At 66.5% G+C, this 17,637-nt stretch carries 12 protein-coding genes; 8 read left to right on the top strand and 4 right to left on the bottom strand.

Annotated elements, in window-relative coordinates:
- Positions 1–55 precede the first annotated feature (55 nt).
- The 4 genes from ACIBF8_RS30585 to ACIBF8_RS30600 all read left to right on the top strand — a co-directional run bounded on the left by ACIBF8_RS30585 (position 56) and on the right by ACIBF8_RS30600 (position 5,085).
- Positions 56–1,735, top strand: coding sequence for a hypothetical protein (locus tag ACIBF8_RS30585; protein WP_396787380.1), 1,680 nt, complete (start codon positions 56–58; stop codon positions 1,733–1,735).
- Positions 1,736–1,787: 52 nt separating this feature from the next.
- Positions 1,788–2,096 (top strand): transposase, encoded by a 309-nt coding sequence (locus tag ACIBF8_RS30590; RefSeq protein ID WP_396787381.1) that lies wholly within the window; start codon positions 1,788–1,790, stop codon positions 2,094–2,096.
- Between the two features lie 1,065 nt (positions 2,097–3,161).
- On the top strand, positions 3,162–3,392 hold the full coding sequence (locus ACIBF8_RS30595; RefSeq protein WP_396787382.1) for a hypothetical protein: 231 nt from the start codon (positions 3,162–3,164) through the stop codon (positions 3,390–3,392).
- Between the two features lie 322 nt (positions 3,393–3,714).
- Entirely contained in the window at positions 3,715–5,085 is a 1,371-nt protein-coding gene (locus ACIBF8_RS30600; RefSeq protein ID WP_396787383.1) for a recombinase zinc beta ribbon domain-containing protein, read from the top strand.
- A gap of 171 nt (positions 5,086–5,256) precedes the next feature.
- Here ACIBF8_RS30600 and ACIBF8_RS30605 read toward each other — a convergent pair whose 3' ends face one another.
- Together ACIBF8_RS30605 and ACIBF8_RS30610 are read right to left on the bottom strand one after the other, a co-directional pair.
- A complete protein-coding gene (locus ACIBF8_RS30605) occupies positions 5,257–8,826 on the bottom strand; it encodes an NACHT and WD repeat domain-containing protein (protein ID WP_396787384.1) in 3,570 nt (1,189 codons plus the stop codon).
- Between the two features lie 202 nt (positions 8,827–9,028).
- The gene (locus ACIBF8_RS30610; protein ID WP_396787385.1) at positions 9,029–10,030 is read right to left on the bottom strand and encodes a hypothetical protein; all 1,002 of its coding nucleotides are present in this window, start codon (positions 10,028–10,030) and stop codon (positions 9,029–9,031) included.
- Positions 10,031–13,115: 3,085 nt separating this feature from the next.
- Here ACIBF8_RS30610 and ACIBF8_RS30615 point away from each other — a divergent pair.
- On the top strand, positions 13,116–13,529 hold the full coding sequence (locus ACIBF8_RS30615; protein WP_396787386.1) for an Imm1 family immunity protein: 414 nt from the start codon (positions 13,116–13,118) through the stop codon (positions 13,527–13,529).
- Between the two features lie 125 nt (positions 13,530–13,654).
- Here ACIBF8_RS30615 and ACIBF8_RS30620 read toward each other — a convergent pair whose 3' ends face one another.
- Entirely contained in the window at positions 13,655–14,536 is an 882-nt protein-coding gene (locus tag ACIBF8_RS30620) for a tyrosine-type recombinase/integrase (protein ID WP_396787387.1), read from the bottom strand.
- Between the two features lie 178 nt (positions 14,537–14,714).
- On the bottom strand, positions 14,715–15,017 hold the full coding sequence (locus ACIBF8_RS30625; RefSeq protein ID WP_396787388.1) for a hypothetical protein: 303 nt from the start codon (positions 15,015–15,017) through the stop codon (positions 14,715–14,717).
- A gap of 268 nt (positions 15,018–15,285) precedes the next feature.
- Between ACIBF8_RS30625 and ACIBF8_RS30630 the strand changes: the two genes are divergently transcribed.
- From ACIBF8_RS30630 to ACIBF8_RS30640, 3 genes are all read left to right on the top strand, one after another.
- On the top strand, positions 15,286–15,825 hold the full coding sequence (locus ACIBF8_RS30630; protein ID WP_396787389.1) for a hypothetical protein: 540 nt from the start codon (positions 15,286–15,288) through the stop codon (positions 15,823–15,825).
- Positions 15,826–15,842: 17 nt separating this feature from the next.
- Complete coding sequence (locus ACIBF8_RS30635; RefSeq protein ID WP_396787390.1) at positions 15,843–16,136, top strand: hypothetical protein; 294 nt, start codon at positions 15,843–15,845, stop codon at positions 16,134–16,136.
- Between the two features lie 139 nt (positions 16,137–16,275).
- The gene (locus ACIBF8_RS30640) at positions 16,276–17,181 is read left to right on the top strand and encodes a hypothetical protein (RefSeq protein ID WP_396787391.1); all 906 of its coding nucleotides are present in this window, start codon (positions 16,276–16,278) and stop codon (positions 17,179–17,181) included.
- Positions 17,182–17,637: the final 456 nt, after the last annotated feature.

Genomic DNA, 17,637 nt, shown 5'->3' on the forward strand with positions numbered 1-17,637 from the left:
TCGGCTGACACGTGGAGCCCATCGGCGGGAACTGAGCATCGCGAGCCTTGGTTCGGTGCTCCTCGCTGTCGCGATGATCTGGCTGATTCCGCCGTACTCGCGCGTGGTGACTTCCGGCGCCAAGACTGTGCCGATCGCCGACCCGGCCCACACCATCGTCGGTGACGCGGGTGACCCGACGGCCCAAGCGTGGCTGGTGGGATGGGGTGGCCACGCTCTCACCCACGGTCTGCGTGGCCTGTGGGATACCAACGCTTTTTATCCCGACAAGTACGGCCTGGCCCTGAACGACAGCCTGCTCGGCTATGCCCCGGCAGGGCTGATAGGCAACGGTGTAGTCGCCGCCGTGCTGCGCTACAACATCCTGTTCGTGCTGGCTTTCGCGCTCGCCTTCCTCGGCGGCTACGCGCTCCTGCGCCAACTTGGCGCGAACAAGGTCGCCGCCGCGGTAGCCGGGGCCGCCCTCGCCTACGCGCCCTGGCGCTACGGCCACGCCGGCCATTTGAATATTCTCTCCACCGGTGGCATCACTCTGGCCCTGGCGATGCTGGCGCGCGGCCACGGACTCTCGTTCACCCGCGGCTACCTTGCCGAACGAGTCCGGCCGGGCTGGGCGTTCGCCGGCTGGCTCGTCGCGGCCTGGCAGGTCAGCCTAGGCTTCGGCGTGGGGCTGGGATTCGTGTACGTCCTCGCCGCCCTCTGCCTGATCACACTGACAGCCTGGTTGATCCACCGCCCACGCCTTGGCCTCCGGCTGATCGTCAGTGATCTGATCGGGGGGCTGGTCTTCACCGCGGTGACCGGATACTTCGCGTACGCGTACCAACAAGTCCGCGAGCTCAACCCATATGTCACCCGGGACTGGGACTACGTCGCGTACTTCTCCCCGACACTGCGCGGACTTCTCGTGGCGCCGCAGTCCTCGCTGCCCTGGGGCACCCTGCACAACGACGCCCGCATCGCTCTTGGTGGCGCACCGACTGAGAAGGTGCTGCTGTGCGGGTACGCACTGTATCTACTGGCCTTCGCCGGCCTCTTCCTGTCCCGCTGGTCACCGACGCAACGGCTTCTGCTGCTGCTTGGGACGGTCGTCGGAGTGCTGCTCGCGCTGGGCACGAACGGGCCGATCTACCGCCTGCTCTACCTTTACGTGCCCGGGTTCGATGGATCCCGTACACCAGGCCGGTTGATCTTGTGGCCCACTCTCTGCCTGGCCATCCTCGCGGCCGGCCTGGTTACCCACCTGGCCGACGTGGCTCGCAGGGATGCCAAGCCGAAATGGTCGGTGGGAGCGGCACGGCTACTGACCGTTCCGTTGCTGGTCCTCGTGCTAGCTGAGGGCCTGCCTAACCTGGACCACCCCCAAACCCCAGCCAAACCAGCCGCGATGGCGCTAGCCTCCGCGCACGCCCCGATCATGGTATTGCCGTCCAACGACGGCATCGACCTCCACGTCCTACTCTGGTCGACCGACGGTTTTCCCGCCATGGTCAACGGTGCGGCCAGCTACACCACACCCAACCGTCAGGCGATCCGCGACGTCATGACGACCTTCCCCAGCCAGCCGGCCTTGGATCGGTTGCACCAGCTCGGCATCCGCAGCGTCGTCCTGCTCCGCAACCGGGTCCACGGCACCCCATACGAACCACTGCTCAACATCCCCGACGCACCCGGCATCACCCGCCACGACGTCGGGTCAGACGTGGTTTACACCATCGACACCAACACGAAGTGATGGTGAGCGTGTCCTCGGGATACGAGGATCGTTCTGTCTGAACGTGAGGAGGGTGAGCAGCCGCCGTGGATCGTCTCGGACGAACTCTGGGCCGAGGTCAAACCGCTGCTGCCACCACGCCCGCCGGTTCCCCGGCCGCAAGCCCCTCGACGACCCCAGAGTGTTGTGCGGGATCCCGTTCGTGCTTCACACCGCGATTCCGTGGGAGTACCTGCCCCAGGAATTGGGGTTCGGCTCTGGAATGACCTGCTGGCGCAGGTTGCGGGACTGGAACGACGTCGGCGTGTGGCAACGACTGCACGAGATCCTGCTCGGCAAGCTGCCGGCCACCGATCAGCTGGACATGTCGAGGGCGCGGTGATCGACGGCTCCCACATCCGAGCGCTCAAGGGCCGCCCAAAACCGGTCCGAGCCCGGTCGACCGCCGCAAGCCAGGCTCGAAACACCACGTCATCACCGACGCGGGCGGCATCCCCCTCGCCGTACGCTGACCGGCGGCAACCGCCACGAGTCGCCCAACTCCTGCCCCTGGTCGGCAAGATCCCACCGATCAAAGGCATCCGCGGCGACCCCGGCAACGACCCGACCGGATCCGCCAGCCGTTCGACGTTAGGGTGCGAGGGCCGAGAGCCGGTGCCGCCGGGCGAGGAGAACCCGTGCCGAGGTACCTGCAGATCAGGCAGCGCATGGCGAGTCGAACGCGGCCCCGGAGGCGGGTCCTGCCCCCGTTCACCGCACTGCGGACTCACGTCTAGCGGGCAGAGGTGGTGAAACGGACGTCGGCGGCTTGGCGGCGCGGTTCAAGGCTGGTCCTCGTACTCCGCTGCCGGCTCCCTTGTGGGAAAGGCTCTCGCGCTCGTACTGGATCGCCGTTGTCTGTCCGCTGCCATTCCCGGCCGTTGAAATCGAAAAAGCGCAACGTAAGGGAGATGTCCGTCAGGAAGTTATCGATCCCCATGCTGGTCAGCGGTGTCGGAGGAAGCAGCGCCTCGGGCAGTTCGAACATCCCTGACCCCCCGCAGCTATCGTGCGGTTCAAGGATCTCCGCCACGAAGATCACCAGATGTTACGCGCGCGCGGGCACCGAGCCACCGCCACGACACGGCGCGCTGGCTGTGATCCGTAATTGGTCGCCTGGAAGCGAATCGAGAGGCGCGCGCCTCAACTCGGACTGCGCCACATCGTCCCGAACAACGATGAGTATTGGACCGCGCGGGCTCCGACCTGCTCAGCCTCGACGCGAGCCTCCCTGCTTTGCTGCCGCTCGTGCACCAGCAACCAGCTCGCCGCCACCGCCGCCCCAGCGCCAGCCAGCACGCCGGCCAAGCTCCCCCACCCCTGCATCCAGTCGGTTATCTTGGGCGGCTCTGTACCTGGCGGTGGCTCGTACGCCACGGAAAGGCGAACGGCGATTACCGAAAGTACGGTGACCAGGCATGCAGCCAAGATGGTAAGCAGCCAGGGCATCCATGACTTACATTTCGGCTCCACCGACAACACGCTACCGACCTGGATCAATGATCCGACCAGCATCGACGCAACAGTGCCGGTGCGCTGCGGCGAGCGCCGGGAGTCCTGTATGGAAATCGCACCTTCAGGCCTGCGGGAATTCCAACATCCCGACCCGCCGGTTAAGAGCCGGCTGCTCTTCCTCTGAGCCACGGACGCGCGGCGGTGGAGGAGGGACTCGGATCCTCAAGGCCTTGGGCCGGCGCAGCATGCCTGCTCGATACCCCCGCACCCCGAGAGATACCCAGCGCCGCAACGGACACCCCTCCATTACCGCCTGACGCGCGGGCCATGTAGCCACTCCGGCTACAGGGCCCGCGCCCCTTCAAAAGAACCCCGAGCCCGATTCCATGTCGGCCGGGCCCGTCCATTGGACGGGCCTGGCCGACTTGATTGTGCCCGCATGTCACGCGTCGATGTGGATCACCGAAACCGATGCACCCCCACCTGACCAAGGAGCACCACCAGCCATGCCTGCAGGAAATGTCTTCAAACGCTGCGGCTGCCGCCATCCCGACACCGGCAAGCCCTACGGAAACGACTGCCCGAAACTACGCCGACCCAACCGCGCCTGGAGTTCCGAGCACGGAAGTTGGGCCTACCAACTCGAACTCCCACCCAGCACCGACGGCCGCCGACGGCTCCTGCGACGCGCCGGCCTACCCACGAGACGAGCCGCCGCCGACGAACTCGACCTGGTGCGCGAACTCCTCGCCCTCGCACCCAAAGGCGATACGCGCCGCCGCACCGAAATCGCCGACCTCATCCAGAGCGCCGTACGCGCCAAACGACCCCTGCCCGACGTCGAGCGCATCCGCCAACGACTGCGCGGCGACGGAGTCTTGGCGGACATGCCCACCGTCGCCGACTATCTCACCACCTGGCTGGCCCACATCGACGTCGACGCGAACACCCTTCGCGGCTACGAGTCAATCGTGCGCGTGCACCTCATCCCGCACCTCGCCGACATCCCACTCGACAAGCTGCGCACCGGCCACATCCGCCCCATGTTCGCCGCGGTCGAACGACGCAACGCCTGGAACGCCCGCGACAAATGGGTGGTCTCCAAGGGCATCACCCATGAGCCACTCATCGACGACGCGACCTTCGAGCAGGCCCAAGCGATACTCCAACGACGCGGACGGGGAGCCGGCGGACAACACGTCCGGCAGCGCACCCGCAACCCCTACGTCTTCCGAGGCATGATCTACTGCGCCGCCTGCGACCGACGCATGCAGGGCCAGTACAACCACGGCGACGCCTACTACCGCTGCCGCTTCCCGCAGGAATACGCCCTCGCCAACCAAGTTGAGCATCCCCGCAACGTGTACCTACGCGAGGATGCCCTCACCGACCCGATCGACACCTGGCTGGCCTCCGCCTTCGCACCCCACCAAATCGAATCAACGATCACTGCGATGACCGAAGCCCAGCCCCTACATCAACCGCCCGCAACGGGCACAGCAGCCCAGACGATTATCACCGAGTGCGACGCCAAGTTGGAGCGCTACCGTGCCGCCCTCGACGCTGGAGCCGACCCGACGGTGGTCACCGGCTGGATCGCGCAGACCCAGGCCGAACGCGCCCGTGCGGAGGCAGACCTCCGCGCGAACACGGGCACCGCCCCGCGCAGGATGAGCCGAGCAGAGATCACGACCCTGGTGAACGCGCTCGGCGACATCACCGCCGTGCTCCGCGACGCCGATCCCGTCGACAAGGCCGAGGTCTACCGGCAACTCGGTCTCCGGCTGAACTACCAGCCTGAAACGCAAACGGTGCGCGCTGCAATCGATCTCAGCGCGCACCGTGGGGTAATGGTTCGTGTCCGAGGGGGGAGCTGAACACATATTTAGAGCATCCACGCTTAGCGTGGGTGTTCATGCCTTTAATTTACCAGCTCCCGATGCTGGATGCATAGTGCCAAAGCTTTCAAGCCGACTCGCTCCGTCATGGCTGACCGAGATGAACGTGCAGGATCAAGTTGAATCCCGCTTTAGTGTCCTGCCGAGCCTTCAGTCGGTTGGCGTTGACGGCAGGCCGTATCGTGCGCGTTCGTCGACGCTGAGCGCACGAGGCTCACTGCCTCCGACCAAAGTCGACGCGAGGTCAGCGCATACTTCCCAACTCATTATCGTGCCGTTGTCGTAGGTGACGATGAGGGCGTCTTGCCATGACAGGCTGCGCACTACCCCACGAGGTATGTCAAGTACGCCGAGCGGCCGTCCCTCTTGAGCGCGCCAGATGTAGAGCATGTAGTCATCGCTGATGGTCGCGAGGCGGTGCCCGTCGGTTGCCCAGCTGAGGTGCCCGACGTTGCCCGTATGGCCGAGACAGCGTGACCCGACTTGCTCCTGCGCTACGTCCCAGATCTCCACGTGATTGCCGACGGCGGCGGCGAGTCTTGTGGAGTCATCCGACCAGGCCAGGGCTGCTACCTCGTCGGGCCCTTCGGTTCGCCATTGGTGAACGAGGGTGTAGTCGTCTGCTCGCCACAAGCTCACGTTGTGTTCGCCGGCGATTGCGGCTATGAGGCTTGAGTCCGGGGACCAGGCAATCGTTCCGGTGCTGTCTTCGCCTCCGTCGAGAACTGCTAGGCGCTGCGCTCTGGCCACGTCCCACACCGAGAGGGCGGGTCGGGTTCTGTCGAAGAAGCAATGCGTATGGACAGCCAGCCGTGAGCCGTCGCCGGACCAGGCGAGTCCATAAACCCACGGAAGCGGCGCCAACGTCGGTCTGTGTTTCGGAGTTTGTCGGGGGCGAGCGCCCCACTGCACCCGGATGGCACCGGATCGCGCGTCCCACACCGTGACCTGCTCTTGCATCCCGGTGGCGACCAGGTCACCTAGTGGCGAGAGCGCGATTGACAGGCAATCATCGTCTCCGATCCTCAGCGCCGGCGTAGCCTTGCCCGCTTCGATGATCTCTGGCATCGTTCCGAGCCGCTTTACAGCGGCTCGTTTGAGGTCCGGCGACCAGGAAATTCTCTGCAGGCTTCCGGTGGGCAGGCGGCGGAAGCTTCGTCCGGTGACGTCCCAGATCTCGACATAGTGAAATGAGGTTCCTAAGCCTATTCGCTTGCCGTCGGAGGACCAGGCGATCGCGCTGATCTGGTGAGGGCGTGCCCGCCGCTCAACTGTCCGGCCGGTGCCGACGTCGATCAGCGCCACGCGGTCACGGTGGCGGGTTGGACGCACGGAGCAAGCGATGACATCTTCGACGGGAGACCATGCCATGGCCTCGGTCATGCCGGGCGGTGCACTTTCGGCGACTTGGCCGGTGTCGGTGTCATAGATCCACAGCTTGCGGGCCTTCGCTGCGAGGATGTCGGTGCGGCGCATCGTGAATGCCGGATCGGCGGAGACGGCGAGTCGGATTCCGTCCGGTGCCCAGCACAGCACCGGGCGCGACCACGCTACCTGCTGTCGCAGGACCTCCGACGCCTGCTCGCCGATGCTGACCACGAGCAGCAGGTCGTCTGAGGCGATGGCCAGCCGGTCACCCTGCGGAGACCATGCGGTGGCGCGAACGTGTGTGGCCGCGATGCTGGTGACAAACTGTGGGACGTCATCGTTCAAGCGATAGACGTCGACGGTTCGGTAGTCGAACTGTCCCGCGAAGCAGACATCGTCGTGCCACGAGAATGAGTCGAACGACGCTGGAAGACTCCCCCTTCGGCTGCCCAGGTTGCGGCCGTCTGCGACGCGCCACAGCATGGCGCCTCGATCATGCTCGGTGAGGGCGAGGGCGCCGCTGGCACTCAGCAGGGTGTGCCCGCACGCTTTCATGTCAGCGGCGAAGGCGACTCCGTTAAGGCGACCGGCATCGTCCCAGGTGCAAACGCGCCCCGTCTTGTCGGCGGTGCGCAAGGCCCCACTGTCTGGCAACCAGACCGCGGAGGTGACGCTGGTGGTGTGCCCGATGGTGAGGTGCTGTATTCGCGACGTGGCGGTCAGGGCCCAGCGCGTAATCGTCGCTGCCGGGGTGGGTGGCAACTCGTGTAGCGCGGTGTGGGCCAGTGCCACGGCCAGTTCGGGGTCCTGCCGGCGCACCTGTTGCGCCAACTCGGCGATCCGCTCGGACTGTCGGACGCGGTCCTGGTGGTCGGACTCTTGGGAGGCGTCAAGCAGGCGTCGGGATGTGGTGGAGAGGGGCACCTCGGCTGCGAGCGCGAGAGCATCGGCGAGCGTTCGGCCGCGCAAGAGGTCGTCGGTGTGTGGGTCCGCTTGCCATGCTGTCGCGCGGTGCTCGAGCCGGGTGATGCGGTGCAGGCGTTCCTCGTTGGCGCTGATCAGCGAGGCGAGTCGGCGCCACTGGCGGAACAGGGCGTCGTGGGTCAATTCGAGGCAGGTGCCGTCCGCGACGTCGATGATCAGACGGGCTGCCCTGAACTCCTCGAGGATGCTCGCTGCGGTGGTATCGAGGTCAGATCGTTGGATCGTCCTTCGTACGGTTTCCTTACCTTCCATAGCGATGCCACGCAGCAGAGCAGAGTCGACGGCGTGTTGGGGGTACCGCTCGGTGAGAGATTCGTAGATCTGCTCGGCGTGAGCTGCGATGGCACCACCCACCTCCCCCGCCTGTTCGTACTGAGCCACCGTGACGTGTTGGCGATCGGACTGCAGGTGCAGGCGTTGCAGCAGGTGACTGAGCAGGGGAAGCGCGTCACCGACCGTGGCGTCGGCGGTCATGCGGTCGATGAGGTCGTCCTCGAACGTGAGTCCGGCAGCCCGGGCAGGCCCGGCGATGGCCTGTCGGATGCGGGCCGGATCCAGCAGACCGACGGCCACCGGCCGGGTGATGAAGCCGGCCTGCTGATCGGTGAGCCGGCGGCGGAACTCGGGCCGGATCGCCACCAGCATGCGCAGTTCCGGCAGCACCGTCAGCGTTCGGGTCAGCAAGGTCCACCACTGGGCCCGGTCATGCTCACCGGTCATCGTGTACAGATCTTCGGCCTGATCGACAACGAGCAGTACAGGGCCGCGGGCGGCGGCGAGGAAACTTGGAACAACCTGGAGTGGGGCCTCCGGAGAGGCTGCTTCTTCGCGCAGCAGTCGCGCCGTCTCCAGCACAGCCTCCGGGCCATCCGCTAACGCCGCGGCGAGGCTCATAAACGGGTCAGCGGCCGGACGTAGCGGACCCACCACGGTCCACCGCCGTGGGAGTCGAGCGAGGACACCCGCGCGGATCAGCGAGGATTTGCCCACCCCCGAGGGGCCGACGATTGTGACTATCCGGGTTGCCGGCGCCGGCCCGGAGCGCTCCAGTCGGTTCAGTACGTCCCTTGCTTCGCGGTCGCGCCCAAAGAAGACACCCGCGCGCTCCGCCGTGAACGGTGCGAGGCCGGGGTAGGGGCTTTCCGCGCCGCGCCACGTGACCGCTGTGCGGCGATGGACGAAGAAGCGCCAGCTGAGCCACAGGACGACGCAGAGTGGGAGCCACAGGTAGGCGTAGTCAAGGACAAGGCGCCACGGCCCGCGCCAGCTGTCCGTGCGCGCCGTCAGGATGTTGATAGCCAGACCGACGGCGATTGTGCCCAGCAGGGCACCGGACTCGCGACGGTACTCCCTTAGTGCCCGCCCCACGTGGTCATCGCACTACGAGAAGGCACTGCTCGCCAGCGCGTGGCGGATAGCCGACAGAGACTCCAACCATGGCCGGGACTGGACCCACACCCTTGACGTGGCTAAGCCCGGATCTCGATCAGCGGCACCGCGAACCGATGGATCGCACCCCGACGTGCTGCCCTCCCTGTGGCTGACCGAGACATCCACCTGCGCAGCTTCCTCATGTCGTAATAAGTTGCCACGGCTTGCCGAGTGCGACGCGACGGAAGGCGTCGATCTCGCGTAGGTGGGCGTCGTGCACGTACGGGACGAGAGCGGTCTCGGCGGCGTGCAGGCAGGCGCGGTAGCCGATCTCGCGCAGCGGGTGTCCGTCGGGCGGTGCCGGGCTCTCGGGATCCCAGCCGACGATGGCGCAGATGCTCTGCGCGGTGCGTCGGGCGTGGGGGCGGGCGATGGCCCAGGCCGGCTCGGGGTACATACCGCGCAGGCTCCACAGGTCGCTGCGGTCAGGGATGGTGGGAATTTGCTCGTGGTCGGTGGTGGTGCCGGCCAGCTTGTCGAGTCGGTTGCGCAGGCTCTCGCGGCGCCCGGCGATCGGGATGTTGTCCGTCAGGGCCGACTCGGTGAGCCACGAGATCGCGTCATTGTGCTCGGACGGGCCGAGCCCGGCGGCGGTGACGGCCTGCGCCGCGGCGGCGTCGAAGTCCTGCCAGAACTTGTGCGAGCCGACGCCACATGGCCACCAGTCGAGGTAGCTGTCCTGGTCGGTGATCGGCTGCCTCTCACTGATGAGCGCGGCTACCTCGGGGAAGCCGGTCGAGGTGTGCCAATCGGCCAGCTCGACGCGGCCGAGCCAGTCAGTCAGTCGCCACCACGCGTCCCGCTTTGGGCGGGCGCACGCCGCCGCCAGGGCCAGCTGCAGCACCACGGGACGCAGGTCGTCGGCGACCGTGTCGTACAAGTCCATACCCCAAGCCTCGAGGACCGGCGAGTGGTGCAGGTCGCCGGAGTGCACGCCGACGGGCAGGCTCAGCGCCTCTGCGTAGGCGGCCACGAACGGATGGGCATCACCGGGTGTCTCGTCGTCGTCGAGCACGACCAGGCGGCCGGTGAGGGTGCGATGGATCGGCACGTTGAGCTTGCCGTTCTTGGCCCAGTTGTAGGCGGTACGGCGCGGGACGCCGTTCTGGTCGGCCCATTGGGACAGCGGGATCGGAGTCATGAACTGACGATGGCACAGATGGCACAGTGCCATCCAGGAAAGCTGTGCCATTTGTGCCATCCGCAGCAATGGGCATATCCGACAGCCGACGCCGCCGGACGGGGTGGCCGGCGGCACCCCCAGCGACTGCGGGCCGCCGAGGCGGCCAACCTCATCCCTGGTGTACGCCTCGCCGCCCTCGCGTCACCACCGCGACCGCCTTCGACGGCATCTGGACCGCAGCCGGGACATGGCCGGTCGGGCGTCCCGGGGCGTGCCGACCTGCGGACCGTCCTCACCGCCGACACCACGGTCTGGGCAATCTAGCCGCGGTCGCCCATTCCCTCACCCCGCTCCGGGTGGACCCGGATGACCATCGACCAGACGCTGCCGCTGGCTACCGCCGCGCTCCCGGTAGGAGCCTGATCCAACCCGCCCAGCCCAATGCTGACGGCTACAGGCTCACCTGCGCTTGAGCTTCGCCAAGCGCAGGCGTTGATCCAGGCGGGGTTGCAGGGCGCTGCCGATCAGAGCACTGCAGCGATCGTGGACCGTAGCTCACAGCAGCTCCGTGGAGCGGGTGTCTCAGTCGATCGGTCAGTCAGCGTACAAGGTGGAGGAGATCCTCGCACGGGTACGTGGGGTGGGCGGTCTGGTGCTCAGGTCGGCTCGGATGGCCTTGGAGCTGCAGCCCTTGTCGGCGATGACATGCTCCGGCCGGACCCGAGGCCGGCAGGGTCCCGACCGCTCGACCCGGATGGCGGCCACGGCGTGGGTGAAGCGGGCGCAGTCGTTGACGTTGCCGCCAGAGAGCACGAACGCCAGAGTCCGACCCAGACCGTCGCAGGCGAGGTTGAACCTTGATGGTCAGTCCGCCTCGAGATCGACCGAGGGCCCGATCTTGTGGTTCGTCCGTTTCACAGGCCTCCCTCTAGCGCCAGAGGCGTGCTGGTGGGCTCGCACGATGGTCGAGTCGACCGAGACCAGCCAGTCGACGTCCCCGGCCGCGACCGCGTCGGCTTGGACCCCGGCGAGCATCCGCGCGAAGGTGCCGCCCGGGGCTCACCTAAGGAAACGGGCGTAGATCGACGCCATGACCCGTGACGGGTCGGCACGTCCCGCCACGCCGCCCCGGCCCGGCCCGGATCTTCCACACGATCCCGTTGAGCACCCGTCGGTCATCCACCTGAGGCCGACCACCCGGTCACCATCGACGGCAGGTACCACGACTGCGCTTCTCACTCGATGTCAGACAACTCGTAGCGACGACCCACGCGCTACATCATCCGACACCAAGATCCTTTAAAGACACTACCTAGGGCTACAACGATCAGGTTCGATCCGCAGTAGTAATCGCCGGCGTGGGAACCGACCACGCAAAGCCTCTTGACAGCTTGTAACTGCCTCCTGTACGACGAGTAATATTCATTATCGTGGAGGTGGTTGGCTTGACCAAAGTCGGCACGTTGAGGCGCATACGACGTACCTCGGCGGCAGTTTGCTGCGCTGTACTCGTATGCCTCGGCGCGCTCCCCGCGAACGCGGCGGCAGCGCCTTCGTCATCGTCCGGTACGCCTTCGGGCTCCTGGGCTCCCTACCCTGGTAATCACGCCGCTCCCCTCGGGGAGTCAGGCAACATCGTTGCTGGTTCCTGCACCTACAGACAGGCCAACGACGACCCGCATGGGACAGGCGAGACATCCGTCCATGGTTACTGGCTCTCTATCGCCGGCACGTGTCCGAGCATGGCGAACGTCGACATCTACTTGCAGGCGTACTGGTGCGACCTCACATGCCAATGGGTCACCGTTGCCTCAGGCTCGGGCGACTACTACGCAGGAGGTGGCTCCGGCCGCAGATCTAACGCGAGGATCAACTGCTCAAGCAGCACGACCGTCGGCTGGAGAGGCGCTACTGATGTCGACCTGATTGGCGTCGCCGACCCTTCTGGACTGTATTACGGTGGTCCGGTGAACCGCGCTTGTAGCCCCTGACCGCCGCGTCCCAGCTACGCCCGTAACCGGTGATCAGGTGGCGAGGTTTAGTAAGTAAGAACCAAACGATCGCGGGATCCTCGGGAGTCAGACAGTGAACAACGAGGAAGCCGGTTGGCGCCCATACCCGGGCGCCTACCGTGCTCCAGGAAACCTTCCCCCCGTCGAGCCCGGCCGCATCGTCGGCCTAGGTGCCAGCTGCGACCTCCGAGAGGCGTACCCCGAGGACGCTTGTACCCGCAGCTTCCTGGTCAGCGAATTCGCGATACTGGACGACGGTCGGCGTGTGCTCCTGCATGCGGATCGCGGATTCACTGTCACTGCTAGATCAACCGGCGTCCCGGGGGGCGTCGTCCCGCTCATCGAGACTCGGGAAAGCATCACCCAGCACGTTTTAAACACCGTACTCCCCGACGACGAAGAGTGCGCAAAGGAGCAGGAACATCCGTGGTCTTGGCTAGCCCAACTAGCTCGGGCTCGCGGCCTGGACGCGACCGCAGAAGACCTACGAGATCTTCCCTACGAGGTGGTCTTCACCGACAGGATGACCCGCTGGCTCGCGCCTACCTAAGCTTAGATCCTGAACCATCGCCTACGACGGCTTCGCGGGCTGGAAAAACTTGCCGAAGCCAAACGCAAGCCCGTCGGATCGAGATGACGACGCATCACCCAGCCCACCGGTGGCTCCGGCGTGTACGCCGTCGAAACCGGCCGATGCGTCGCCGCCTGGATGGAAGGCAGTGTCCTTCATCCCGAACGAATCGCAGATTCGCTCGGGCAAGCATGCCAGCACTGCCACCTGGCACGCCACCCGTGCTACTGCGGTCGGTGCGACCCCTTGACCTGATCGGTGCCGTCGTGGTCCTCAGCTCGATCACTCACGTCAGTTCTCTCGCCCGCAGATTCCTTCTCTGCCTGCGACTTCATGAGCATGCGGCAATAGGGCAAAAACCCTATGTGCGGGATCGCTCCTACTTCAGCCCTTGTCGCGGGCCCCGACGGATCCTCACCACGATCCTGCCGCAAGGAACACGCTTGACCGTGTTCCTCACCGACGGCGATCGCACCTGGCTCCATAAGCTGTACGTCGGAACAGGAGAAGGGGTCCGGCGGTGAGTATCGACATCACCTGGGGACGTGGCGACGGCACCGCGGCGGTCAGCACCGTCGCCGAACTCGACGCCGCGCTCGACACGATCAGTCACGCCCACACCGAGCAACTGCCTTACTGCGTCACCCTCATCGCACCCAGCGAAGCCGACTTCCCCGTCATGCTCGACATCTGCGTCGGGCACGCCGAACGGTCGTTCGTCTATTACGTCGCCGCCGACGGCAGCAGCGCGTGGGGATACCAGCCGGACCTCGAACCCGGGCCCGCGTTCACCTTCGACTACGCCGGCACGCCCACCGACGCGTGGCCCGAACGCACCCGCGTCACCGACGCGACCGCCCGGCAAGCGGCACGACAGTTCCTCACCAGCGGCGGGCAACGACCCCCCGCCCTGGCCTGGGAAACCGTCGAATAGCTCCGAGCGTGGACGGCTCCGGAGGCAGGTGCGGCGACCGAGGTAGGGCGTCGTTCGCCGGGCCTCGCCGCGTGCGGTGACCCCGGCGCCGCCATACTCGGAGCACCGCACGCGGCTACCCGCCCCTACTCGGATGTAGGTAAGACTGCACAGTTCGTCCGCGACCACTGGTCGGCGTGATCTGTCAGACGGGCCAGCGGATGGGGCTGGCTGGTCATGGCTGACAGCGCGTTGGCCACGTCGTGGAGGTCGGCTTTGATGTACGTGGTGGTGGAGGATCCAGGGCTGTCAGTGTGGCCAGCGTAGGCACGGGCGATGCCGTAGCCAAAGTGACGTTCCACCCAGGTAAGAGTGGTGTGGCGCAGCCAGTGTGTGGACACACCGTGCACGGCGACCCACGGCAGGCGCTCGCCGAGACGTTTCCACAGGTGGTCGTAGCGGCGGCTCGTGACTGGTTGGCCGGCACGGGTGCGCAGGAGCGCATCGGTGAGCAGCACCGCGCCCCGGGCGCGGGCGTGCTCGTGCAGGTGTTCGGCGAGATCGAGGGTGATCGGTTGCCACCGGACGGTGGCACCTTTCTCGGTCAGGCGGACGAGTCCGTTGGTGATGTCCAGGTCGACCAGGCGCAGGGCCAGTGCGCCGCCGCGACGGCAAGCGGTCTCGGTGTGCAGGCGCAGGAGCAGTGCGTCGAGGATGACGTCGTTGCCGCTCATGCGGGCCTCGATATTGATTTCTTCCAGCTCGTGTGGGGTCAGGGCGCGGCGGGTGCTGGGCAGGCGGCGGGGTTTCGCGACCCGGTGGGCGGGGCTGGCGGAGGCGTCGATCAGGCCATCGGCGATGGCCCGGGTGTAGAAGGCGCGCGCGGCGGCGACGACGTGCTCGCCGGCGTGGCGGCCGTTGCGGCTGTTGCGCCGCGACACCGAGCTGGCCATCATCAGTTGTTTCAAGGCCTCGATGTCGCTGGCGGCGACGCTGTCCAACGGTCGGTCGGGCCAGGTAGCGGCCATCCGCTCCCAGTAGGTGCCGTACGTACGCCGCGCTCCAGGCCCGGCTGCGGCGACAACGCGCGGCAGGTACTCCGCGACCGTGGGCAGGGCGACCCGGGCGCCGGGGTGGGCTTGGAGGTCGGCCATGGTGACGCCCAGGTGGGCAAGGACCTGGTGTGCGGCGGCGACAGCAGACGGGTCAGCGGTCACTGTCGCCTCCTGACAGCTGGTGGTGCAGGTCGGTGAGGAGGCGGGCGACGGTGCTGACGGGATGCACGACGAGCAGGTCATGCGTGATGAAGGCGGCCAGGAGCACAGGCTGGCCGGGCTCGATCCGGCACATCTGCCGGGCGCTCGCCGGCAAGGGCAACTCGCCTCGGCTGCCCACCTGGTACCGGTCGTCCCGCGCGGAGGTGACGACGAGCATGCCTTGGCACAGCTGGATGTCGAGGCGATGTCCCGGCGCCCAGCCCATCTCGTGCAGGAGGTGCTGGGCGCTCACCCGGCCGCAGCGAGCGGGGAGAGCCATCCACAGCAGCAGTCCCGAGGCGTCGGTGATTGCCGGCGGGCAAACGCGGGCGGGTAGCGCTGGCATCGGCATCGGGCGTGGGCTCGGCCGCGCGGGCGAGGTAGCAGGGATGAGCGGACGAACGAGTTGCTCAAGGACTCGGGTAGGTCGTGTCATGACGACACAACGTCGCGACTGCCGACACACCTACGGCCTGCAGTAGGGGCTTGGAGTGGCGATGGGCGCTTGAGACGATGAGTTGGTGTTGCTCTACGTCGATGCCACCGCCGCCTACCGCGACGACGAAAGGTGGGGCTTCCACCTGGCTAACGAGATGGCCCGACGGCTCCGGGCCTCCTTCGGCCCCGACGAGGTGACGCGGATGCTGGAGCGAGCCGCACTGTTTGCTCCTCCTGAGGGACCGCACTTCGTGTACGAGGAGAATGTGCGGCTGTTCGCGGGACGACGAGGGCGAGGTCCCCTGCATGTCGCCTGGGACACGAATCTGTTGATCGATTACTTCACGTATGGGCATCGGCTCTGGACGGGCGACAGCGTCGTTGATCTTGTGTCCGGCGAGGATTACGCGACAGACCTGGAATCGCTGCAACTTGTTCTTGCCCTGTGGGCAGTTCGGGACATCCGCTTCATCATGCTCGCGGCGTCCGTCGACGATGCGAAGAAGACCCTGTCCCAGGAGCGTCACGTGCAACGGCTGCTTGCCTTCGAGGAGTTCACCGCCGCGCTACAACTCCTAGGCTGGGAGAACCGGAGGAGCGCCCCTCCCGCGAAGGACTGCTGATCCTGCCCGAGCGGGAGATGACGCGAGCCTTGACGGCTGTTCCAGCCGGGAACGACCGCCGGCTGGTGCACGATGCGCTCCAGGTCGGGGCGAACGTGTTCTTGACGCGCGACGTCGGGATCCTCAAAGCCACGGACGCGGTGCGGCCGTTTGGTCTGCTCATCGCGACGCCCGCTGACCTGCTCGAGGAGCTGTTCGCCGGCGGGGCTTTCCATTGCTTCCTCGGTCCGCGCTACCTGTACTGGCCGGCACCCGACCAGCAAAGGATCGGGCATCTCATCCACGCCCTCGATCCCGACAAGCGGCCGTAGCGCGACCGCATCGGTGTCGACAGCCCAGTGGGGCCTGCTGTTTGGCATTCGCCATGGCGCGTCTGTCGCGACAGCGCGTCGGTCTGCTTAGGGTGTGGCGCTGTCGACACCAGGTCCGCATCCGACGGAGGCATTCGGGATGACCGCCCCTGATCCCACTCACATGGTCAAATACTGCCGCGACGTGCTGCCCAGCATGCTGACCGAAGCGTGCGACGTTGACGAGGATCTGGCCCACCGTATCGGCGACGACGTGTTGCAGCGGGCCGAGGCGCTGGCGGCCCTTCCGCAGCGTGAGCAGGACGTGTTGATCGCGCCGTTCGTCGAGGAGGTGTTCGACCACAAGCCGCTGGCGTCACCACTGGACCTGAAGGCCAAGGTCACCCTCGTGGTGCGAAACAGCCTGCTCGAGCAGGCACACCACGACGGTCCGCTGGACAGTGGGATCATCCCGGCGACGGAGTACGCGGCCGGCCCGCTGTCACATCTGCTGGCCGCGCGCCGCCGCCAGCCCATCGCCGCTCAGGATCCGGGCCCTTTCGCCGGGCTGGCCGGGCGCTATCCACGTGCGTGGGCGTGTCTGGACGCGCTGACCGACACCTTCGCCGACGGCGGCCGCGGTCCACTGCGCCTACCGTCGGCACCCATGCCCAGCCTGCCTTCCGGCGACGAGGTAGTCACGGCACCACCGTCCGACGACGACACGACCGTGTTCAGCGCGATCGACCCGCGCTTCGACCAGGGCCTGGTGGACCTGCTCGCGAAGGCCGCCGAAGGCAACTTTGTACTGTGCACGTCGGCGCTGAGCCGGTACTCGCGCAACAGCGAGAAGCTGCACCGCATCCTCGAATTCCTTCTCGCGCACAGGGCCACAATCCTGACCACCAACTATCTGATCCGCCACACCGACGTCTGGGTCCGCCGCGGCGCGCTCGTCAAACCAGACAGCAGCAAGCCCTTCGCCGGCACGGTCGACACCCAGGGGCTGGCCGGCACCCACCGAAAGGTAGCCGAGAGCGTCGCCGCGCAGCACGGTCTGCGCTGATTCCATCAGGCGGTCGCGCGTCGGCTTCAACGCGTCATTGATCAGCTTCGGATGCCGACGTTTTCAGAGTTGATCGAAGGGGTGCAGCTGGCCGCTAAGGCACGCAAGAGCGGTGGCAGCGACCCAGCCCGGGACCATCGTCGTCATGCGTCACTGACCTCGGCTTCGGCGGTGACGGTCGCCTTGGCGACGATGAGATCTCGGATGTCAACCAGCCGTGGCAGGCAGCTCGCGACCGACCGATGCCGCGACCAGGAGCCGTTGCGTCGACTGCTGCATCGCCGGGGGCCACACGGGCTGCTGCTCACGGAGGGCCTTGCGCCCCTTGGACGGCGGGCAAGCCGCACCAGGAAGATGCACGTGTCAACGCCGCTCCAAACCTGACCACCGTGGTCCGGCTGAAACTGGACCACCTCGGTTGGTTGATCTTTAGTCGTTGGTCTTATTTGCTGCAGG

Origin of the sequence: Micromonospora sp. NPDC050276, assembly GCF_044459545.1 — a bacterium.
GTDB lineage: Bacteria > Actinomycetota > Actinomycetes > Mycobacteriales > Micromonosporaceae > Micromonospora.